This is a genomic window from Pseudomonas kielensis, assembly GCF_030505375.1.
GTDB classification, from domain to species: Bacteria; Pseudomonadota; Gammaproteobacteria; order Pseudomonadales; family Pseudomonadaceae; genus Aquipseudomonas; species Aquipseudomonas kielensis.
In genome coordinates this window covers 1,345,757-1,366,875 of record NZ_CP130043.1, presented here as the reverse complement: position 1 = coordinate 1,366,875, position 21,119 = coordinate 1,345,757, and the positions used below count along the sequence as shown (strand labels likewise).

The window sequence follows — 21,119 nt, the reverse complement described above, 5'->3', positions numbered from 1 at the left end:
TCTCAAAAGTGAGCCGCTGTAAGAGCGGAACCATAGGTGGCCATTACTGCAAGAATGGATATGTACCCGGCCTAATCCAACATCCCGATAGCCCACAGATGCAACGTCGCACCACAGTCGTGTAGATACCTATGCCGCGATGGGGCCAGCACCGCCAACATTTATCGACCTGACACATCGCCATCCCGGGTAAACCCGGTCCCACAGGCTCGCTCCCGCAATGGTTTTTGGCTGCTCGCAGATTGCGCATACCGCCACCCAACCTGCTCGCAATGGCGCTATCGGAGAGTTTTTTTGGCCAGATTGGACAGTGTCAGGTCCGGGGTCGGTTGTTAGGCTCAGTCCTCGAATTCAGCCAATAAGAATCAAAAGCAATGAAGCTGACAATTCTCCTGCTGCTGCTCTGCGGCACGGCTCCGGCGGCGTGGGGTTGGTCCAATCATACGGTGGGCAGCTACCTGGCGTTGCAGGCGTTGCCGGCCCTGCGCGAGGCGCCCCAGGTCAGGGTCGAACCGCTGGAGCAGTTCCTCACTGAGCAATATGGCGCCATCGCCGAGTTGCTGGAGCAGCAGGAGCTATTCGCCCGTCAGCACTTTGCCCAGTACCCACCACGTCCCGACAGCCTGCAGTTGCCCGCTACGCCGGGGGACAATGTGCGCCAGGCGTTCCTCAACGCCCTGCGGGTCAATCCGCAGATCCACCTGGCCATGGTGATCCAGCCGATGCCCGGGCAGGACCAGCCCCAGCGCGCGCACCTCAAGGCCGAGCAGGTGATGGTCGAGCAGACCCTGTCACCGTGGCATCGCCAGCGCTTCATCCTGCTCGCGGACGGCGAACACGTCGCGCCCCTGGCGGTGCTGGCCAGCGCCGCCGACGAGCCGGACTACGGGCACGACATCAACCTGTTCAGCGACAACCCGGGCGAGGTGGCTGCGGTTTACGGTTTCGGCCCGCAGCCGTTCGGCGATGATCGATTCCAGTACAGCTCCCAGGCGCCGTTCCACATGGGCTTCTTCCACGAAAGCCCAGTGGTCTATGCCGCCGCCGGTTTCCTGCAGCGCAGTTGGCCGGATTGGCGCGCCTATCAGTACCTGGGCCTGGCGCGGCTGGCGTTCGCCACGGGCCACTCCTACTGGGGCTACCGCTTTCTGGGCTGGGGCTTGCACCACATTCAGGACCTGACCCAGCCCTATCACGCCAAGCCACTGCCGGGCGTCGAGCTGGCGAGCATGCTGCTGATGGAAGGCAAGGCCCTGGCCGGTTACGACGGTGACAAGCACGCGGCCATCGAGCGGGTCGCCAGTCGCCACATGGAAGTGGAGAAGTATCAGGCCGCCTGGCTCTACAGCCTGTTGCACAGCGGGCAGCCCGTGCATCCGATGCTCCAGGCCTATGCCGATACCACGCAAGACGCCAGCTACCCGCCGTATTCGGTGGACTACCTGCGCGACGTGGTCAGCGCCCAGTCCGCGGAGGCCGGCGCCCAGTTTGACGAGGCTATCGGCCAGTGGCTGGCGACGGCACCGGCCACCAGCAGTTTCAGCGCCGGCAATCAGCTGCAGCGCGAAGACTACGACCACCCATTACTCAACCAGCAGCTGTTCCAGTTGCTGGGGCATTTCGGTGCGCACAGCCGGATTTACGTCGGTGCCGGACTCGCGCCAGCGGTTACAGGCAACGCAGCGCGTTAACCGCTGCCCGGACACAAAAACAACAAGATCAGGGAAGGGAGGAACACCGCATGAGGATTCGATTACGCCATTCGGGCGCGGCGATATCCGGAGTAGGCCTGGCAGGGCTGCTGCAACTGTGCGCGGTCGAGGGTGTGTGGGCCGCCGAGTTCAAGGTGCTGGACAACCAGGTCACGGGCTCGTTCGACAGCACCTTGTCCTACGGTCGTTTGTGGCGGGTCCAGGGGCGTGACAAGACCAACGATGACGTCAACACCAACGATGGCAATCGCAACTTCGACACCGGGTTGGTTTCCGAGGTCTACAAAATCACCTCGGAGCTGGAAGCCAACTACCAGAACTACGGGGTGTTCATGCGCGGCACCGCGTTCTACGACACTCAGTTGATGGACAAGCGCAACGATTACTACCACAACAACAGCCCCTCGCAACCGAGCCAGAGTTACCCCAACGACGACCATTTCACCGACCAGACCCGCGACATCGCCGGCAGCCGGATCGAGATGCTCGACGCCTACGTCTACGGCAACTGGGACGTGGCGCAGATGCCGGTGACCGCACGCCTGGGCCGCCAGGTATTCAACTGGGGCGAAGGCATTTTCTATCGCGGCGGGATCAACACCACCAACCCGGTGGACGCGGCCAAGTACCGCCTGCCGGGTGCCGAGGTCAAGGAAGTGCTGATGCCGGTGGAAGCGGTCAGCTTCAACATCGGCCTGAGCGACAACCTGACCATGGAAAGCTTCTACCAGACCAACTGGAAAGAAACCCGCATTGATCCGGTCGGCACCTTCTATTCCCAGGGCGACCTGTTCGCCGACGGCGGCAACACCGGCTACAACAACTTCACGGGCACCGCCCTCGACACCCCGGTGCCGGGCTTTGGCAACGTGATCGGCCTGTACGAAGCACTGGGCAACAACCCGGCGCTCAACCAGATCCTGGGCAGCACAGGCCTGTACGCCAATGGCGTGACCCCGGCCTACGGCAACACCCTCAAGGTGGCGTCCATCGGCAAGGACATCAACGCGCGTAACGACGGCCAGTTCGGCTTCGCCTTCCGCTACATCGCCGAAGAGCTCAACAGCACCGAGTTCGGCCTGTACATGGTCAACTACCACGCCAAGGAGCCGACCATCGCCGCCAATCTGGGTGGCTACAAGGGCATCGACATGGACGCCCTGACCAACCTGTTGAGCGGCCTGGCCGGTAGCCAGGCCGGTGCATTGGCCAATGGCCTGGCCACCGCCGACGTGATGGGCAACATCCAGGCCAATCGTCGCTACGCCGAAGACATCCGCATGTATGGCTTCAGCTTCAACACCACCTTGGGTCAGGCGTCGGTCTTCGGTGAGTTGGCCTACCGGCCGAACCTGCCGATTGGCATCGCGGCGACCAACGACCTGATCGGCGACCTGGCCAACGGCGCAGCCGCTGCGGTCACCGGCCAGTCGATCAACGTCGGCGGGCAGATGGTCACCCTCGACAGCCAGATCAACAACGCCGAGCGCGTGGAAGCGTTCAACACCTCGCTGGGCAGCATCTACAACTTCGGTCCGACCCTGTCGTTCGATTCGATGTTTGGGGTATTCGAGCTGGCCTCCGAGCACTTGCGCGGCAGCAGCCTGCAGTACACCGCCTTCGACGGCAGCAACCGCTACTACGCCGGTACCGGCAACACCTCCTATGTCTCGGGCGGTGATCGAGACGATCAGATCAATCGCGACTCCTACAGCTACACCCTGATGGTCAACGGCACCTGGAACGACGTGTACGCCGGGGTCAACGTTTCGCCGTACGCGGTCTACAAAGACGACTTCAAGGGCAACAGCTACCAGGCGGGCAACACCATCGAAGGTCGCAAGGCCTACACCCTCGGGATCAAGGCCAACTACCAGAACAAGTTGGAAGCGGAGCTGCAATACACCGAGTTCTACGGCGGTGGCCAGAACAACAGCATTCGTGACCGCGACAACGTTGGCTTCAACCTCAAGTACTTCTTGTGAGTGCCAGAGTCAGTTGAGTGCGCCCCCCGGTGGGAGCGAGCAGGCTCGCACCCACCGGGGTGTACCTTTATTTCGGAGAACATCCATGCTTGATACACCGCGACTCTTCAAGACCTCGCTGGCACTGGTCCTGAGCCTGGCAGCCGGCAGTGCGCTGGCGGCCATCTCGGCCGAACAGGCCCAGCAGCTCAAGACCACCCTTACGCCTCTGGGCGCCGAGCGGGCCGGCAACGCCACCGGCACCATTCCGGCCTGGGATGGTGGTATCACCCAGGCGCCCAAGGGGTATGTGCCGGGCAAGCATCACCTGGACCCATTCCCCGGCGACAAGCCGTTGTACACCATTACCAAGGCCAACCTGGAGCAGTACAAGGGGCAGTTGACGGCGGGTCAGATTGCGCTGTTCAACAGCTACCCCGACACCTTCCAGATGCCGATCTACCCCAGCCGTCGCTCCGGCTCGGCGCCGCAGTGGCTGTACGACAACACCCTCAAGAACGCCACCTCGGCCAAGCTGCTGGACGGTGGTAACGGCTTCAGCGATGCCTATGGCGGCGTCCCGTTCCCCGTGCCCAAGGACGGCGTCGAGGCGCTGTGGAACCACATCACCCGCTATCGCGGAATCTATGTGGTGCGGCGCGCTTCCGAAGCACCGGTGCAGCGCAACGGCAGCTTCGCCCTGGTGACCTCGCAACAGGAAGGGCTGTTCACCTACTACCGTCCGGGTGGGCAGTTCACCGACCTGAAAAACATCCTGTTCTACTACCTGGCCTTCGTGAAGAGCCCGGCGCGCCTGGCCGGTGGCGCGGCGCTGGTGCACGAGACCCTGGACCAGATCAAGGACCCGCGCCAGGCCTGGGTCTACGACGCCGGGCAACGCCGCGTGCGGCGGGCACCGAACCTGGCGTACGACACCCCGATCGCCTCTTCCGACGGCTTGCGCACGGCGGACGACACCGACCTGTTCAACGGCTCGCCAGACCGCTACGACTGGAAGCTGGTGGGCAAGAAAGAGGTCTACATCCCTTACAACAACTACAAGGTCACCAGCCCTGAAGTGAAGTACGCCGACCTGCTCACGCCAGGGCACCTGAACCCGAAATTCACCCGCTATGAGCTGCACCGGGTGTGGGTGGTGGAAGGCACGCTGAAGCCGGGCTCGCGGCACATCTACTCCAAGCGCGTGCTGTTTCTCGACGAGGACAGCTGGGGCGCGGCCGTGGTGGACCAGTACGACGGGCGAGGGGAGTTGTGGCGGGTGTCGATGGGCTACCTGAAGAACTTCTACGACCTGCCCACCACCTGGAGTGCGCTGGACGTGTTCCACGACTTGCAGGCGCGCCGTTACTACGTGCAGAACCTGGATAACGAAGAGTCGGAGACCGTGGACTTTTCCCAACCGGTGCCAGAAGACGCTTACTTCATGCCGTCGGCGTTGCGCCAGCGCGGTACGCGGTAAGGCAAAGCCGAGCTCGCTCCTGCAGTGATTTGCGCCACTGTGGGAGAAGCTCTCAAGCACCCATTCGCTCTTGGCCTGTAAGGGCGGGCGAGGCGGCCTACCGGCCGGCCTGCTTTTTTCCTGATGAATGAATTTCCCCTGTGGGAGCTAGCCTGCTAGCGATGGGGCCGGCTCATTCAACATCAATGGTGCCTGACCCACCGCCATCGCGAGCAAGCTCGCTCCCACACATGTGCTGGGTGTCTGCGAGATTTGCAGACAGCCAAAAACACTGTGCGAGCCTGCTCGCGATGCGCGTCAACGATGACGCGCAGGCCTACACCCGGAAGTGGCTGACCATCATCTGCAACTGGTTGCCCAGGCGTGCCAGTTCAATGCTCGAGGCGGCGGTTTCATCGCTGGCGGCGGCGGTCTGTTCCGAGACGTCGCGCACGTTGACGATGCTGCGGCTGATTTCCTCGGCGACCGCGCTTTGCTGCTCGGCGGCTGCGGCGATCTGCTGGTTCATCGACTGGATGTTCGACACCGTGCGGGTGATGTTTTCCAGCGACAGCCCGGCCTTGCGGGTCAACTCGACACTGCTGTCGGTCAGGCTGCGGCTGTTGCTCATCACCGTGGCGACCTGCTGGGTGCCGTTCTGCAATGCAGCCACCAGGCCTTCGATCTCCTCGGTGGATTTTTGCGTGCGTTGCGCCAGGCCGCGCACTTCGTCGGCGACCACGGCGAACCCACGTCCGGCTTCACCGGCCCGTGCCGCTTCAATGGCGGCGTTGAGCGCCAGCAGGTTGGTCTGCTCGGCCACGGCTTTGATCACGTCCATGACGCTGCCGATCTTGTCGCTTTCCTTCTGCAGCACGCTCATGGCCTCGGTGGAACGCACCACCTCGCTGGCCAGGCGCTCGATCTGGGTGATCGCTTCGTTGACCACCCGATCGCCTTCACGGGCTTCGCCATCGGCGGCCGCGGCGGCTTGCGAGGCTTGTTCGGCGTTGCGCGCGACTTCCTGCACGGTGGCCGTCATCTCGTGCATGGCGGTGGCGACCTGATCGGTCTCGACCTTCTGGCTGTTGACCCCGGCGCTGGTTTCTTCGGTCACTGCCGAAAGCTCCTCGGCGGCGCTGGCGATCTGAGTCACGCCATCGCGAATGCCGCTGATCAGGTCGCGCAGGGTCACACCCATGCGGGCGATGCCTTGCTGCAATACGCCGAGTTCGTCGCGACGGGTGACGCGGATGTCCTGGGTCAGGTCGCCACCGGCGATGCGCTCGACCACGGCCAGGGTTTCGCGCAGCGGGCGGGTGATCTGGCGGGTGATGAGCACTGCGGCAAGCACGCCGACCAGCAAGGCCAGCAAGGTGCTGATCAGTTGCAGGGTGCGGGCCTGGGCGCTTTCGATGTCGCGACGATCGAGCTGGATCTGATACAGCGCGTCGCTGCGGGTCACGATATCGCTGCCCTGGACCGTCATTTCCTGGCGTGCGGCGATGGCTTGGCTATTGGCGGCCTTGTAAGTCTGCAAGGCACTGCGGTAGCTGCTCAGCGCCCGTTCCAGCTGGCGCAGGGCGTCGCCCTGGGTGTCGGCAAAGTGACTGTTGAGGGTTTTCAGGCTGGCAATCGCGGCGTCCAGTTGCACGGCGGCCTTCTGCTCAGTGCCCGGGTTGCTGTCGGCGGTGTAGCCGCGCACTTCGTAACGGGCCAGCAGGAACTGCTCCTTGGCCTCGGTGATGGCCTGGAACTGCTCGAAACGCTGATCGCTGAGGGGCATCTGGCGCACACGGCTGTTGATGTCGTTGATCAGGTTGTTGGCGATTTCGGCGTTGTCGCCCATGGTCTGGCGCGCGCTGTTGGCAGCCAGGTAGGCACTGCGCATTTTGTTCAGCGACTGCTGGTAGGCGTCGATGACCGCGCCTTGTTCCCTGAGCAGCTTGAGGTTATCCGGGCTCTTGAACTGCGCCAGCAGGGCCTGTTGCTGGGCCTTGAAGTCATCGAGGGAGCTTTGCACGGTCTGCGCCACGCCCTCGTCACCGTTGGCCAGCATGTATTGCAGGCGGGTGATGCGCAGCTTGGTCAGGCCCGCGTTGAGGCGGGTGATGTCACTCATCCAGTTGCTGCGGTCAATCAGCCCGCCCAGGCTGGTCCAGCCCGTCAGGGCGAGCACGCAGGTAAGGGCCAGCACCAGGCCGAAACCCAGGCCCAGCTTGAGGTTGACGCTGATGTCGGCGAACCAGCTATTCATAAACAATTCCTCCAGGAACGTTGCACTACTTATCGTCATTGGGCTGGAAGATTGTTTTTGTTGGGAGCCAGCAAGGGGTGTAGTGGCCTGTATCGGCCGCGGTCGCGATAGCTGAACCGATTTTTGTCACAAGCGGATCACCGGTATTCAGCGCGTTGTCGGAGGACTTGCCTGAGATCAGGTTTTTTTCACATTCATTTCACCAACCACCCACCTGCCGGTCTTTACTGTCCGGCGATCGATACCGAGTGGGGATCCACGATGCAACTGTTCGCGCGCCAGCGATTCTATTGGATGAACCTGGGGATCCCGCTGCTCTGTGCGGCGCTGGTGTTCCTGTTGTTCGACATGACCCAGGTCGACATAGCCTTCAGCAACCTGTTGTTCGACCCGATCAGCCAGGCCTTCCCGCTTGATCACGTTCGCCTGTTCGAGCAGATCACCCACAAATGGGCGCGGATCGTGCCGAACTGGACGGCGGAAATCGCCCTGATTGGCGGGTTGTTGTCGTTGCTCTGGCCACGGATCAATAGCCAGAAGTACCCGGGCCTGGGTGGCTTTCTCGAGCGAAGCAAGGTGGCGCCCGTACTACGCTTTACCACCGAACACCGCCGGGACTTCTGGTTCGTGGTGTTTGCCTTTGCCATCTGCACCGGGGTGATCCACTTCCTCAAGGCACACACCAGCGTGTACTGCCCGATCGAAACCACCCTCTATGGCGGCAAACTGGCGCATATCGAGTGGTACAGCAACTTTCAACTGTTCAAGGAAGCCGGCGACGGCCGCTGCTGGCCGGGCGGCCATGCCTCCGGCGGCTTCACCATGCTGGCCCTGTACTTCGTCGCCCGGCGCCATCAGTGGCGCTTCGCCAAGGCCATCCTGTGGGGCTCGTTGTGGCTGGGCTTCATCTATGGCACCACACGGGTCCTGCAAGGCTGGCACTACATGTCCCACACCTTCTGGGCGGGAATCTTCGTCTGGCTGGCCTGCTTGCTGACGGCGCTGGCGTTCTACGGACGGGCACGGCTGGATGTGCCCGTGCTGCAGAAGGTCAACGCGCTGGGCTCCACGACGCCGATCCAGGCAGCAGGTTGAGACCAGCTCGCCAGAGAACATCCCGATCTACAAAGGCGATTGCCAGCGAAAGCGACCGTGAGATCGACTTCGCTGGTAAATGAGTACGCCGATAGTGACTACATCCAGCCAGCTATTTTGCCGATGCCACCCACTAGAAAAAGCAGGCTCACAAGCACGAATACGCTCCTGCGCAGAAGCACCAGCTTGTTTTTCAGTGACGGGGGGAAGTTATCGATATCTTGCGCGCTGAGGCGGCCGCTTTTAATGCTCTTGCCAGGGGAGGTGACGAGCGCAGCAATTTCCCCGATCAACTTCAAGTGTCCCCAGACTCCCAGTTGTCGATAGAACGCCAGCGCCTTGACCGCTGAACTGTTCTTCAGGTGCTCCAGCATCACATCCATCTTGGTGTAGGCCAGGTAGAGCGCGACGGCGATCCAGATGAATATCAGTATGAGAACGGCTCCGCCGAGAGAACCCAGGGCAAATTCGGCTTTGCTCATTCGACTTCATAGCCGCCGTCGGCGGTGGTCTTGGCCCCGACAGTGATGTGATAGCGCTTCATGCGACATGCGTCCTTGTTGGCTCGAAAGGACGCACGCTAGATAGCGGGGCAAAGGAAGATAAATCGGGCGTTTCTTTGGTTGTTGTAGGTTCTTTCTCTAAGTGATCGGCCGTCTTTCAAAAACGCTGCCTTTGGCGCAAATGCCGAAAGGTCCACGGTGCCTGATCGCTGGCGACCAGGCACCGTGGGGGCTGATCTAGGCGTCGGGTGTTGATGCTGACGCCAGGTTATCCAGAGTCTCTGCCGCCAGCGTGGTGAGTATCAGGCGCGAGGCAAAGCCTGGGCTTAGGTGCACGGTGTTGTTCGCGATGCGTTTGTGCCGGGCCTGGCCCTCGGGTTCGCCGCTGTTGGGGTTGACGTCGAAGCGCGGGAAGTTGCTGCTGGCGATGTCCAGGCGCAAGCGATGGCCGCGCTTGAACAGGTTGCAGGTGGCAAACGGCTCGATCACCACCTTGACCCGTTGCCCCGGCGTGAGCAGCGTCGGGTGTTCCCACGAGTCACGGTAGCGGCAGCGGCGAATGCCGTCGGTGAGGTTCATGGCGTAGCCTTCGGGGTAGTCGGCACTCGGCGGGTAGACATCCACCAGCTTGGCGGTGAAGTCGGTGTCCGGGGCGTCGCTGTCGATCCACAACTCAATCTGCAGGGGGCCTGCGACGATCAAGTCCTCGGCCAATGGCTCGGTCTCGAAGCTCAACACATCCGCACGCTCGGTCAGCGGCTGATGGTTGCCGTGGGTGCCGAAGAAGTCCGGGCGCTCACGCTGATCGAAGGCGCCGCCGACAAACACCGGTGCCCCGGACGTGAGGGCGCCGCCGAGGGTCGGGACCGGGTGATCGGGATCGGCGCGATAGCTCAGGCTGGCGTCGGACGCGGTGGGCGCGTGCGGGCTCAGGCGCTGGTGGTGATCCAGGTACAGGTTCAGCGTCTGGCTGCCCGGCAGGGGCCATTGCGTGCTTTCAAGCCAGCGACCGCCGTGTTGCAGGCGTCCGTGGGCGTCCGGGGTGCCGGCGCCGCCGCCCATCAGGAACACGCGCACCGAGGCATTGTCCGGGGGCGCTGCTGGCGAATCGTTGAGCGAGCGCTCGAACCAGTCCAGCCGGCACGCCAGCCAGTTCTCGGCCACGTGCCCATCGAAGGCAGCCTGCGGGCCGAACTCGACATCGCCGCTGTGGGTGATGTTGCGATCGCCGTGCAGCCAGGGGCCCATGATCAAATGCTGCGGCGCGCGGTTGTGGCGCTTGAACGCGGTGTAGTTGGCCAGCGTCGAGCTGACATAGGCGTCGTACCAACTGGACATGAACAACACCGGAATGTCCGGTAACGCCTCGTAGTGACCTTCGGCGTAGATCCCGGGCTTTTGCCAGTACGGGCCGAAGCTGCCCTGGGCCCATTGCTCCAGCAGATAGGCTTCGTATTCGGGGACATGGCGAATCGGCGATTGCCCCGGTTGCCACGGCATGCGGGCGAACCATTGGTGGATGTCTTCCTGTTCCAGCGCCTCGCGGATCAGCGGGTCGGCCAACGCGGCGGGGCTTTCCTTGGCCTGGCGAAACGCCCAGGTCGCCTGCTTGAGTTCGAACGCGCCGCCCTGGCGAATACCGCACTGGAAGGCGTTGGCGAAACCGCCGGAGTCCAGCGCCATGCTGACCAGCCCCGGTGGGTGCAGGCAGGCCATTGCCAGTTGGGTATGGGCGGCATAGGACAGGCCCATGCTGCCGATCCGGCCGTTGCACCAGGGCTGCTGGACGATCCAGGCCAGGGTGTCGAAACCGTCCTCGCCCTCGGCGGTGTACTTGGTGAACAGCCCTTCGGAGGCGTAGCGCCCACGGCAGTCCTGGAAGATCGCGACGAAGCCTTTGGCGGTAAACCGCTCGGCCATTTGCTCGCGGCTGATGTGTTGGCCGTCGAGCTGTTTCTCCGAACGCGAGGGTTTGCTCTTGTCGTAGGGCGTGCGTTCGATGACCACCGCAAACGGCTCTGGCAGGTCAGCCGGCAGGTAGATGTCGGTGGCCAGGCGCACGCCGTCGCGCATCGGGATCATTTGGTTGCGCAGTATCTGCATGGCGGGTAGGGAAGCGATCGTCATAAAAAACCTTGTGCTAATCGGCGCCCGCCCCAAGGGGCGTGGGCGCCGCGGAACTCAGTAGCCGGTGGACACCGCAATCGCCAGCAAGACCATCGCCAGCACGGTGTAGATCAGGAACAGCGGCAAGATGTAGCGCGCCCATTGGCCCCAGCCGACCTGCGCGGTGGCCAGCAATACCAGCAGGCCGCTGGAGGTCGGCGTGATCATGTTGGTCAAGCCGTTACCCAGCAGGAACGCATAGACCGTGGTCTGCGGGCTGACGCCCGAGAGCTGGCCGAGCGGGCCGAAGATCGGCATGGTCACCGCCGCTTGTCCCGAGGTGGAGGGAATCAGCACATCCAGGCCCAACTGCGAGAAGAACATGGCATAGGCCGAGACGACCGGGCCGTGATCGCTGACCACGCTGGCCAGGCCATTGACGATGGTGTCGAGCACCTGGCCGGTACTGAGGATGATTTCCACGGCCGTGGCCAGGCCGATCAACACCCCGGCGATCAGCACTTTTTTCATGCCATCGACGAACGCACTGGCGGCGACGCTGGCGCCCAGGCCGGCGATGACGGCGAAGGCCACGCTGAGCAGCAGGTAGAACGCCGACAGTTCGTGGTACTTCCAGCCAAAGCGGTTGGAGGCATACACCATGAAGCCGACACCCAACCCCAGCACCAGCAGATTGAGCAAGTGGCGCAACGGCAGCGGCTTGTGTTCGAAGGTGATTTTGACGCTCGCGTCGTAGCCGTGCCTACGGATGCTCCAGAGCACAAACGCGATGCCTACCGCCAGGAACAGCGCGTAGGCGGCAATGCGCATGCTCATGCCGCTGAAGATTGGCAGGCCGACCATCGGTTGCGCCACGGACAGCGCCACCGGGTTGGTGATGGACGCCAGGTAGCCGATCTTCACCGAGATGCAGACGATGGCCAGGCCAATCAGGTTCGACAGCCCCAGGCGGTTGGCCATGGCGACCATCAAGGGCACGATCAGGATGAACTCCTTGGCCAGGCCCATGAAGGTACTGCCGGCGGAGAACACCAGCATCAACATCGGCACCAGCACGTAGATGTTGCCGCGGGTCATGCCGAGCAAACGCTCCAGCCCGGCGTCGATCACCCCGGCCTTGTTCAGTACGCCGAACATGCCGCCGATGAACAGCACCATGAAAATCAGCGCGGCGCGTTTTTCGATGCCCTGGGGGATGGCCATGAAGCCTTCGATCAGCGACACCGGGCGGGCGATCGGGTCTTTGGCGGTGCGCGGTTCGGCGTTGAACAACTGGCTCAACGAGTGATCTTTTTCCAGGACCTGGTACGAGCCGGGTACGACCAGGCCGTTGGCACGCTGGAACTTGCCGGAGTTGACCGCATAGGTGAACGCGACGGCGAGCAACACGATGCTGAGCAGGATAATCGCCGGGTTGATCTGCTTGCGCTGGCGCACTTGCGCCGGCTGCGTGGGCGCTGAATCGGCGCCCGGCGGGGAGAGGGTAATCGGTGGTGGTTGCATTGAGGCGTGCCCTCGGGAAGTTATTGTTGTGGGTGTCGGCGCGTGGACGGGGCAGACACTAGGGCAAACCTTTGAGGGCGACAACGTTATGCGTGGGGCGGGTTGGGCTATGCGTTTTGTACCCAAGTACCGCTGGTGCGGGCGATGGTGCGATGTGCTGGCGTGGCGTGGGTGGCGAGCACATTCGCTCGCCACAGCGACTAAATCGAGGTCGTGAGCGAGGCGTTCAAGCGCTGCTTGAGGTGTTCGGCAAAGGTACTGACCATCAGCGAGCGCGGCTCGTCACGACGGAATGCCAGCCCGAACGCGTAGGGCAGCGCGGGGCGGAAGGGGCGGGTGACAATCGGCAAATGGGCGAAGTGGCTGGCCAGCAGTCCGTTGACAATCGACACCCCCAGGCCTTCGGCGACAAAGGCGCAGGCCGCGCCCACGGAGTGCACTTCGATGCGCACTTGTGGCGTCAGGTGGGCGGCGCGGAACACTTGATTGAGCTCGGCGCGCAGTGCCCGCTGGCGCCCCAGCAGCACCAACGGCACGTCATGCAGCAGGCGTACGTCGATTTCGGCGTGGCGACTCAGCGGGTGGTTGGCCGGCATCACGCACACGCCTTCGGTCTGCAGCACCGACTCGATCTCGAAGTCCGGCAGCTCGGTGGGCAGGCGCACAAACCCCAGGTCGGCGGAGCGGTCCAGCACCGCGCGCTCGATCATGTCGTAGGAGCCGGTGAGCAACTCGATTACCACGTCTTGGTGATCATTGAGAAACTCGGCGACGATCCTGGGCAGCAGCTCGGAAGCCATGCTGGTGGGCACGCCGATCTTGAGCAGGCGCTTGCGTGAGCGCCCGATGCGCAACTCGTCGGCCAGGCGCTGGATGCGCTGCATGCCATCGACCAGGCCGGCGACTTCGGCCAACAGTTCCTCGGCTTCGGGCGTGGCCATCAGGCGGCCCTTCTTGCGCAGGAACAGGGCGAAGCCCAGGGCCTCTTCCAGTTGGGTGAGCAGGCGGCTCACCGCTGACTGCGACAGGCCCATGCGGGTGGCGGCACCGATGGTCGAACCGGTGGACATGATGGCTTTGAAGGCTTCGAGTTGCTTGAGGTTCACACGACGATTCCCATGGTTTTCCAGGTGCGCGACGCCCCGTCTGACGAACTTACGCATAGCCTGATGCGCTTCTCGCATAACGTTGTGGGCGTGCCGACGAGCCGCTAGTGTCCGCCCCAACGCGCCGCCGAGTCCAGCGTGGCGCCACTCACTGAATCAGGCAGACCCCACTTAGGGAGCGTTGCCACTGCCCATAAAATCGACAAGACGGCAATGAGGAAACAACCATGCGTGAGCTGTTCACGAGAAGCGGCATCGTGTCCGCAGGCTTGCTGGCGACGGTATCGCCAGCACTGATGGCCCAGGGTTTCATCGAGGATGCAAAAGGCAAGCTGACCTTGCGCAATTACTACTTCAACGATGACTACCGCGATGGCGGCAACGACCGTCGGGAGTGGGCCCAGGGCTTCTTGCTCAACCTGCAGTCGGGCTACACCGAAGGCACCGTCGGCTTTGGCCTCGACGCCCTGGCACTGGCCGGGCTCAAGCTCGATTCCAGCCCGACCCATGCCGGCACCGGCTTGTTGCCGGTACACGATGACGGCCATGCGGCCGATGAATTTTCCAGCCTGGGCCTCACCGCCAAGCTGCGCCTCGGCGAAGCCGTGGTGAAAAGCGGCACGCTGTTGCCCAAGATCCCGGTGCTGGTCGCCAACGACGGGCGCCTGTTGCCGCAAACCTTCCAGGGCACCCAGGTCGAGTACAACGGCATCCGCAACCTGTACCTGCACACCGGTCACCTGGACAAGTTCAAACAGCGAAATTCCACCGACAGCGTCGATATTTATCCCCAGGGCTACAGCGGCAAGGGCACCGACTTCGACTTCGCCGGCGCCACCTATGCCTTCACCCCCACGCTCAGCGGCACTTGGTACTACGGGGAAATGCGCGAGTTCTATCGTCAGCAGTTCCTCGGGCTGGTGCACAAGCAGCCGGTAGGCAGCGGCACCTTGACCAGTGACCTGCGTTATTTCATCAGCAACGATGCCGGCGAGGCCCGCAACGGTGCGGTGGACGCCGACATGTTCAGTGGCTTGTTCACCTACAAGTTGGGTGCTGGCGCCTTGGGCGTGGGCTACCAGAAAGTCAGCGGCTCCACCGCGCTGCCCTACACCAGCGTGTCCACCGTCTACTCATTCAGCAACGCCGGGGTGGGCAAGTTCATCCAGGCCGGCGAGCAGACCTGGATGGTGCGTTACGACTATGACCTGGTGGCCCTGGTGCCGGGCCTGACGTTCATGACCCGCTACTACAAGGGTGAGAACGGTGAACTCAAAGGCCGCGAGGTCCGAGAGTGGGAGTCCGACACCAACCTGCGCTACGTGATTCAGGACGGCGCGCTTAAGGGCGTGGGCATGGAGTACCGCAAGGCAACGTACCGCTCGACCTACGCCAGCGACCGCGACAACAACCGCCTGTACCTGACCTATGAGCTGGCGCTTTGGTAGAGGTGCGTTGATCGCTGTTGTGGCGAGCTACGGTACTGGCATCACAGCGTGACGAAGTAATAGAGCTGGCTCCCCACCGACATGCGCTTGAGCACCTGCAACGGCGGCGGGGGCGGCGTGGCCCTGGCGATCAGCGCGACGTTACCCGGTGACGCGCCGAGGAAGGCCATCAACTCGGCTTCGGTTTTCAGGTCCTTGAGCAGGCTCTGGATGTAGAACACCGTCGCCCCGGCGGTGCGTTCGTTGGCCTGGTACAGGGCCACGATCTGACCGTTGGCTTGCAGCGTCTGGATCTGCTCGGTCAGCGGCAGGAACGACAGCTTGCGATCAGCCCTCGGCGCGGCCCAGTGCGCGGCGCCCAGGTAGACGGCGATCAGCACACCGAGGATGCCCACCGCGATCCGCTGGCGATGACGGGCGATCATGCCCAGCAAGCCGGTGGCCGTGGTGCGCTGGCGCAAGCGCTCCAGCAGTACGAAGGCGTATTCGGCGGCGATCACCGCAGCGGCGGGGGTCAGGGACATCAGGTACACCGTGCGTTTGCTGGAGGCCAGGGTCAGCATCAGGAACTGGGCCAGCAGCCACACCGTGAAGAACAGAAGGTAGCGATTGTTCGCCAGGCTTTTGCGAAAGTGCCACAGCCCCAGGTAGACCAGGATGTTCCACGGCAGGAAGGCTTCTGGCAGTTTGCCCAGGTAGTAGTAGAACGGCTCGTAGTGGCCGGCTTCGACAAACGAGCCGTCAAAGCGCCCGACGCTGTTGGTCAGCAGGATCTCGGTCAGGGCCGGTGCGCCGCCGCGCTGGTAGAGCATGTAGAGCCAGATCACCAGCGGAAGCAGCCCGCATGCGGTCATCAGTGCCGGGCGAACCCAGCGCGCCAGGGTGAAGCGCTTGTCGATCAGGCTCTCGGCCACCAGGAAGGTAAAGATCACCACCCCCGGCATGGCCAGGCCGAGCACGCCCTTGCTCAGCGTGGCGATGGCGATCCCGAGCGCGAACATGCTCCAGCTGGCCTTGGTGCTCTGCTGCGCGGCCTGTTGTTTGTGGGCCTGATAGAAGGCCAGCAGCGCCAGGCTGACCCCCAGGCTCAGCAGCGCATCTTCTCCGACGCCGCGCACATTGCCCCAGTAGCTGCCCATGGTGGCCAGCATGATCCCGGCGCTGAAGGCGATCGCCTTGGGTCGGCCGAAGCGGCGCAACGCCCCATACAGCAGCATCACGCTGCACAAACCGGCAAAGGCCGACGCCAGGCGCACCGCCCAGGGGGTGCCGCCGAATGTGCGAATCGCCGCGGCATCGAGCCACAGGCTCAGGGGGGGTTTTTCCAGAAAGGGTTGGTCGAGCAGGCGTGGGGTCACCCAGTCATTGTCCAGGTGCATCTGCATCGCAATGCCCGCGACCCGGGCTTCGGTGGAGCCTTGCAATTGGTGGTTGCCCAGGGCGAAGAAAAACAGCAGGGCGGCGAGCAGAAATAGCAACGGAGCAGGGCGCGTCATGTGCTTTGGGCCACCGAAGGAAAGGACGGGGAGGAGGGCGGCAAAGTATAGGGCGGCGAATCTGAACAATCAGTGAACGGCGTGTGACAGATGGCGCATTGCAGGGCGATTGAGCCGATGTGCGGATTGGCTGGCTATAACGGTCGAGAATACTTGACGCAGGCTTTTCTATTTTCGGGTAATGGCATGCGAGGGTAGCATCAAGCCACTTCGTAGCGGACTGCCCCCTCAAGTCGCAGACCGCCGACCCTATTAGAAAAAGAAAATCCTGAAGGAGCCTGTATGTCCATGTCCAGCCCCGCGACGCGAGCGGATTTTGAGTACCTTGACCGTCTTGATGCCTTGGGCGCCTCGCGTGAGCGTTTCGATTTGCCGGAGGGCGAGATCTACCTCGACGGCAATTCGCTGGGCGCCATGCCGGCCCACATTCCCGCGCGAATCGAGAAAGTCCTCAAGCAGGAATGGGCCCAGGGCCTGATTCGTTCCTGGAACGATGCCGAGTGGTACCCGGCCCCGCAGCGCACTGGCGCGAAGATCGCGGCGTTGATTGGCGCCCAGGGACACGAGGTGATCGTTGCCGACTCCACCTCGATCAACCTGTTCAAAGTGCTGGTGGCGGCGACGCGCCTGCGACCTGGGCGCAGCGTGATCCTGGCGGAGAAGGGCAACTTCCCCACCGACGTGTACATCGCCGATGGCGTGGCCGAACTGACCGGCAGCCAACTGCGCTGCGTCGAACCGGACGAGATCCTCGACGCCCTGGATGAAGACGTGGCGATTGTGTCCCTGACTCACGTCAACTTCAAATCCGGCAAGCGCTACGATATGGCGCGCATTACCGAGCGGGCCCATGCGGTTGGCGCGCTGGTGGTCTGGGACCTGTGCCACTCGGCCGGTGCCATGCCGATTGCACTCAATGGGGTGAACGCCGACTTCGCCGTGGGCTGTGGCTACAAGTACCTCAATGGCGGGCCTGGTGCGCCGGCCTTTGTGTTTGTTGCCGAGCGCCACATCCCGCACATTCGCCAGCCGCTCACGGGCTGGCACGGGCACGCCAAGCCGTTCGATTTCGACCATCACTTCCGCCCCCACCCGACCATCGACCGGATGCTCACCGGCACCGCGCCCCAGCTCGGCGTGCTGGCGCTGGAGGCGGCCCTGGAGGTGTTCGACGGCGTCGACCTGAACCTGTTGCGCGAGAAGAGCGTGGCCCTGGGCGATCTGTTCATCCGCCTGTGCGACGAGCAACTGGCCGACCTGGGCATCGACTTGCGCTCACCGCGCAACGGCGAAGAGCGCGGCAGCCAGGTGTCGCTGGCGCATGAGCAAGCCTACGCGGTGATGCAGGCGCTGATCGCCCGGGGCATCGTCGGCGACTTCCGCGCGCCGGACATCCTGCGCTTCGGGTTTGCCCCGCTGTACATCCGCTATGTCGATATCTGGGACAGCGTGGTCGCCCTGCGCGCCATCCTCGAGCAAAAAGAATGGGATCGCCCGGAGTTCCTGGCCCGCAAGTCAGTGACCTGAGTTCCTCCCACCGATTCGGAGTAAACGTGCAATGACAAAAACAACCAGCACCTTCGAACACTTGATAGACCGCGAAAAAGGCTTGAAGCAGAGCCTGACCAGCGGCCAGTTGTCGATGATCGCCATTGGTGGCGCCATCGGCACCGGCCTGTTCCTGGGCAGCGGTTTTGCCATCGGCTTTGCCGGCCCCAGCGTCCTGGTCAGCTATGGCATCGGTGCCTTGATCGCCCTGTTGCTGATGGGCTGTCTGGCGGAGATGACTGTGCGCCACCCGACCTCGGGGTCGTTCGGTTCCTTTGCCGAGTTCTACGTGGCGCCCTGGTTTGGCTTCGCGATCCGCTACGCCTACTGGTCGTCGATCGTGTTTGCGGTCGGGACCGAGATCACGGCGGCGGCGATGTACATGAAGTACTGGTACCCGGACGTACCGGGTGGCTACTGGATGGTCGCGTTTTCCATGGCGCTGATTGTCGCCAACGCCTTCAGCGTCAAGGTGTTTGGTGCCATTGAGTACCTGTTCTCGCTGATCAAGCTCTGCGCGATTGTGGTGTTCATCCTGCTGGGCGCCTATGTGGTGTACGGCGCGCCGGCCGACTCCTCGATCGGCTTTGCCAACTACAGCAACGACCGGGGCTTTTTCCCCAACGGCTGGTGGGGCACCTGGGTGGCGGTGATCGTCGCGTTCTTCAGCTACCTGAGTATCGAGATGATCGCGGTGGCGGCCGGTGAGGCCAAGGACCCGCAGCGCGCGGTGACCCGTGCGTTCCGGATTACCGTGGTGCGCCTGGTGGTGTTCTACCTGCTGACTATCGCCCTGGTCCTGGCGATTGTGCCCTGGGGCCAGAACAGCGGTGGCCAGAGCCCGTTCGTCACGGTAATGGAAGCCACTGGCGTGCCTTACGCCGGCGCGGTGTTCAACGCGGTGATTCTGATTGCCGCCCTGTCGGCCATGAACAGTCAGCTGTACATCACCACACGCTTGATGTTCAGCCTGTCGCGGGCCGGCCAGGCACCGGCGGTGTTCGGTCGCCTCAACAGCAAAGGGGTACCGCTGTCAGCGCTGCTGCTGTCGTCGGTGGGGATCGGTCTGGCGACGCTGTTGTACCTGGCGTACCCGGAAAAGGCCTTCACCCTGATGATGTCGATTGCCATGTTCGGTGCGATGTTCACCTGGGCCGGGATCTTCCTCACGCACCTGTTCTTCCGCCGCCGCCAGGCCGGTCAACCCCTGGCCTTCAAGCTCTGGGGGTACCCATGGACCAGCCTGGGCGGGTTGCTGCTGATGCTGGCGGTGATGGTCACCACGCTGTTCACCGAAGAGTTTGCCCCCACCTTGCTGTGTGGCATTCCGTTCCTGGCGGTGATCCTGTTGATCTACTTCCTGCGCTTCCGGCAGAAGGCCGCCGTCTCGACAGACGCTCCCAAGCCCTTGCCACTGCAACGGTGAGTGGCGCTGCCTGACCAGGGACGGTCCGGCGTTTTCTGAATCCGAAAACATGAGGGCCAGGCACAGCCCTTGTGGGAGCGGCCCACCTTTCACACGGGGTTGTCATGAATCACGCCAGAACCACCGTTCTGTTGTTGGCCAGCGCCTGCGCGGTGACTTCGTTCGCCGCCGAGCCTGCGCGCGGTTTTATCGCCGACAGCAGCGCGCAATTGCTGCTGCGCAACTCCTACTTCAACCGCAGCAAGGAAGACGGCCGCCGCGATGCCCGCGACTGGACGCAAGGCGTGCTGGGCCAGTTCAACTCCGGGTTCACCGAGGGCACGCTTGGGGTCGGCATGGATGCCTTCGCTTACCTTGGCTTGAAGCTCGATGCCCCGGCGGACAAGTCCGGCACCGGCAACCTGCCGGTACACGATGACGGCGAACCGGCCGACAGCTACGGCAAGGGCGGTGCCGCGCTGAAGCTGCGGCTGTCCGACAGCGTGCTCAAGTACGGTGAACAGCGTCCGGAAACCCCGGTGTTCGGCGTCAGTCACTTTCGCATCGTGCCGCAGACCGCCACGGGGCTGTCGCTGGTCAGCCGTGAAGTGGAGGCGCTTGAGGTTCAGGCCGGGCACTTCACCTCCGGCACCAGCCCGGTGACCACCAACGGCGATGGCGACCTGTGGGCGGTGATGGCCGGGGTTCCCACGGCGACAGCGGACTACCTGGGCGGCACCTACCAACTGTCGCCGGGGGTGAGCGCCACGCTGTACGGCTCACGCTTCGAGGACATCTGGAACCAGTACTACGCCAACCTCGACGCGCGCATTGACCTCGATCCGCACAACCAGCTCGGCCTGGGGCTGACGGCCTACCGCACGCTGGACGAGGGGCAAGCCAAGGCTGGCGAGATCAATAACACCAGCCTGGGGCTGTCGACGTTCTGGCGCAGCGGTGGCCATCGCTGGTTGCTGGGGCTGCAGAAGATCGACGGCGATACCCCCTTCGATTACCTCGGTGTCGGCGACAAGGACCGCCACGGCCGCAACGGCAACGACCAGGGCGCCTCGATCCTGTTGCCCAACGCCGCGCAGTTCTCTGACTTCAACGGCCCGCAGGAGCGTTCCTGGCAACTGCGTTACGACCTCGCGCTGGCCACTTACGGTGTGCCCGGCCTGAGCTTCATGAGCCGCTTTGTGCGCGGCTGGGGCATCGATGGCAGCCACATCGCCGCCAGCAGTCCCTATGCCGGGCGGTATGGCGACGACGGCGAGCACCACGAAATCAACCTGGAACTGCGCTACGTGGTCCAGTCCGGCCCGGCCAAGGGCTTGAGTGTGCGTGCCCGACAGGCCTGGCACCGAGCCGATCGCGACCAGGGCTCGGGCGACCTGGATGACTTTCGCCTGATCACCGATTACCCGATCGACATTTTGTAGACCCCCTGCACTGCCCACCCGGGCACTACCACTGGAGTGAATAATGAAAACAAT

Annotated in this window: 14 protein-coding genes and 1 pseudogene; 8 read left to right on the top strand and 7 right to left on the bottom strand. The window is 63.2% G+C overall.

Going from position 1 to position 21,119, the window contains the following annotated elements; genetic code table 11:
* Nucleotides 1–374: 374 nt before the first annotated feature.
* The 3 genes from Q1W70_RS06650 to Q1W70_RS06640 all read left to right on the top strand — a co-directional run bounded on the left by Q1W70_RS06650 (nt 375) and on the right by Q1W70_RS06640 (nt 5,156).
* Nucleotides 375–1,691 (top strand): phospholipase C/P1 nuclease family protein, encoded by a 1,317-nt coding sequence (locus Q1W70_RS06650; protein WP_302098698.1) that lies wholly within the window; start codon nt 375–377, stop codon nt 1,689–1,691.
* 50 nt (nt 1,692–1,741) lie between these two features.
* Entirely contained in the window at nt 1,742–3,697 is a 1,956-nt protein-coding gene (locus Q1W70_RS06645; protein ID WP_166590366.1) for a DUF1302 domain-containing protein, read from the top strand.
* Between the two features lie 85 nt (nt 3,698–3,782).
* Complete coding sequence (locus Q1W70_RS06640) at nt 3,783–5,156, top strand: DUF1329 domain-containing protein (protein ID WP_166590367.1); 1,374 nt, start codon at nt 3,783–3,785, stop codon at nt 5,154–5,156.
* 316 nt (nt 5,157–5,472) lie between these two features.
* Here the strand turns inward: Q1W70_RS06640 and Q1W70_RS27235 are convergent, their stop codons facing one another.
* A complete protein-coding gene (locus Q1W70_RS27235) occupies nt 5,473–6,177 on the bottom strand; it encodes a methyl-accepting chemotaxis protein (protein ID WP_436799882.1) in 705 nt (234 codons plus the stop codon).
* A 201-nt stretch (nt 6,178–6,378) separates the two neighbouring features.
* Nucleotides 6,379–7,257, bottom strand: a pseudogene (locus tag Q1W70_RS27230) (methyl-accepting chemotaxis protein); the annotation flags it as partial.
* A gap of 396 nt (nt 7,258–7,653) precedes the next feature.
* Here Q1W70_RS27230 and Q1W70_RS06630 point away from each other — a divergent pair.
* Nucleotides 7,654–8,487 carry a phosphatase PAP2 family protein gene (locus Q1W70_RS06630; RefSeq protein ID WP_166590369.1) on the top strand — a complete coding sequence of 278 codons (834 nt, stop codon included), beginning with the start codon at nt 7,654–7,656 and terminating at the stop codon, nt 8,485–8,487.
* A gap of 98 nt (nt 8,488–8,585) precedes the next feature.
* Here Q1W70_RS06630 and Q1W70_RS06625 read toward each other — a convergent pair whose 3' ends face one another.
* The 4 genes from Q1W70_RS06625 to Q1W70_RS06610 form a co-directional block, all read right to left on the bottom strand.
* Complete coding sequence (locus Q1W70_RS06625; RefSeq protein WP_166590370.1) at nt 8,586–8,969, bottom strand: hypothetical protein; 384 nt, start codon at nt 8,967–8,969, stop codon at nt 8,586–8,588.
* 258 nt (nt 8,970–9,227) lie between these two features.
* Nucleotides 9,228–11,093, bottom strand: a complete 1,866-nt coding sequence (locus Q1W70_RS06620; RefSeq protein WP_302098883.1) for a CocE/NonD family hydrolase — start codon at nt 11,091–11,093, stop codon at nt 9,228–9,230.
* A gap of 78 nt (nt 11,094–11,171) precedes the next feature.
* Nucleotides 11,172–12,620 carry a YfcC family protein gene (locus tag Q1W70_RS06615; protein WP_178117388.1) on the bottom strand — a complete coding sequence of 483 codons (1,449 nt, stop codon included), beginning with the start codon at nt 12,618–12,620 and terminating at the stop codon, nt 11,172–11,174.
* A 200-nt stretch (nt 12,621–12,820) separates the two neighbouring features.
* Nucleotides 12,821–13,726: a LysR substrate-binding domain-containing protein gene (locus tag Q1W70_RS06610; protein WP_166590406.1), complete on the bottom strand. Its 906-nt coding sequence runs from the start codon at nt 13,724–13,726 to the stop codon at nt 12,821–12,823.
* Between the two features lie 227 nt (nt 13,727–13,953).
* On the opposite strand from Q1W70_RS06610, the gene Q1W70_RS06605 reads away from it, so the two are divergent.
* Nucleotides 13,954–15,174, top strand: a complete 1,221-nt coding sequence (locus Q1W70_RS06605) for an OprD family porin (protein ID WP_302098697.1) — start codon at nt 13,954–13,956, stop codon at nt 15,172–15,174.
* A 41-nt stretch (nt 15,175–15,215) separates the two neighbouring features.
* Here Q1W70_RS06605 and Q1W70_RS06600 read toward each other — a convergent pair whose 3' ends face one another.
* Nucleotides 15,216–16,670, bottom strand: a complete 1,455-nt coding sequence (locus Q1W70_RS06600) for an ArnT family glycosyltransferase (RefSeq protein WP_302098696.1) — start codon at nt 16,668–16,670, stop codon at nt 15,216–15,218.
* A gap of 282 nt (nt 16,671–16,952) precedes the next feature.
* On the opposite strand from Q1W70_RS06600, the gene kynU reads away from it, so the two are divergent.
* The 3 genes from kynU (at nt 16,953) to Q1W70_RS06585 (ending at nt 21,065) form a co-directional block, all read left to right on the top strand.
* Complete coding sequence (gene kynU, locus Q1W70_RS06595) at nt 16,953–18,197, top strand: kynureninase (RefSeq protein ID WP_166590373.1); 1,245 nt, start codon at nt 16,953–16,955, stop codon at nt 18,195–18,197.
* A 31-nt stretch (nt 18,198–18,228) separates the two neighbouring features.
* Nucleotides 18,229–19,644: an amino acid permease gene (locus tag Q1W70_RS06590; RefSeq protein ID WP_166590374.1), complete on the top strand. Its 1,416-nt coding sequence runs from the start codon at nt 18,229–18,231 to the stop codon at nt 19,642–19,644.
* Nucleotides 19,645–19,748: 104 nt separating this feature from the next.
* Complete coding sequence (locus tag Q1W70_RS06585; RefSeq protein WP_166590375.1) at nt 19,749–21,065, top strand: OprD family porin; 1,317 nt, start codon at nt 19,749–19,751, stop codon at nt 21,063–21,065.
* The last annotated feature ends 54 nt before the right edge of the window (nt 21,066–21,119 follow it).

Excerpts from the sequence above, each read along its gene's own strand:
- Q1W70_RS06605 (WP_302098697.1), top strand. The coding sequence starts at position 13,954 with ATGCGTGAGCTGTTCACGAGAAGCGGCATCGTGTCCGCAGGCTTGCTG.
- Q1W70_RS06625 (WP_166590370.1), bottom strand. The coding sequence starts at position 8,969 with ATGAGCAAAGCCGAATTTGCCCTGGGTTCTCTCGGCGGAGCCGTTCTC.
- Q1W70_RS06630 (WP_166590369.1), top strand. The coding sequence starts at position 7,654 with ATGCAACTGTTCGCGCGCCAGCGATTCTATTGGATGAACCTGGGGATC.
- Q1W70_RS06620 (WP_302098883.1), bottom strand. The coding sequence starts at position 11,093 with ATGCAGATACTGCGCAACCAAATGATCCCGATGCGCGACGGCGTGCGC.
- Q1W70_RS27235 (WP_436799882.1), bottom strand. The coding sequence starts at position 6,177 with ATGACGGCCACCGTGCAGGAAGTCGCGCGCAACGCCGAACAAGCCTCG.
- Q1W70_RS06600 (WP_302098696.1), bottom strand. The coding sequence starts at position 16,670 with ATGACGCGCCCTGCTCCGTTGCTATTTCTGCTCGCCGCCCTGCTGTTT.
- Q1W70_RS06590 (WP_166590374.1), top strand. The coding sequence starts at position 18,229 with ATGACAAAAACAACCAGCACCTTCGAACACTTGATAGACCGCGAAAAA.
- Q1W70_RS06615 (WP_178117388.1), bottom strand. The coding sequence starts at position 12,620 with ATGCAACCACCACCGATTACCCTCTCCCCGCCGGGCGCCGATTCAGCG.
- Q1W70_RS06585 (WP_166590375.1), top strand. The coding sequence starts at position 19,749 with ATGAATCACGCCAGAACCACCGTTCTGTTGTTGGCCAGCGCCTGCGCG.
- Q1W70_RS06640 (WP_166590367.1), top strand. The coding sequence starts at position 3,783 with ATGCTTGATACACCGCGACTCTTCAAGACCTCGCTGGCACTGGTCCTG.
- kynU (WP_166590373.1), top strand. The coding sequence starts at position 16,953 with ATGTCCATGTCCAGCCCCGCGACGCGAGCGGATTTTGAGTACCTTGAC.
- Q1W70_RS06645 (WP_166590366.1), top strand. The coding sequence starts at position 1,742 with ATGAGGATTCGATTACGCCATTCGGGCGCGGCGATATCCGGAGTAGGC.
- Q1W70_RS06650 (WP_302098698.1), top strand. The coding sequence starts at position 375 with ATGAAGCTGACAATTCTCCTGCTGCTGCTCTGCGGCACGGCTCCGGCG.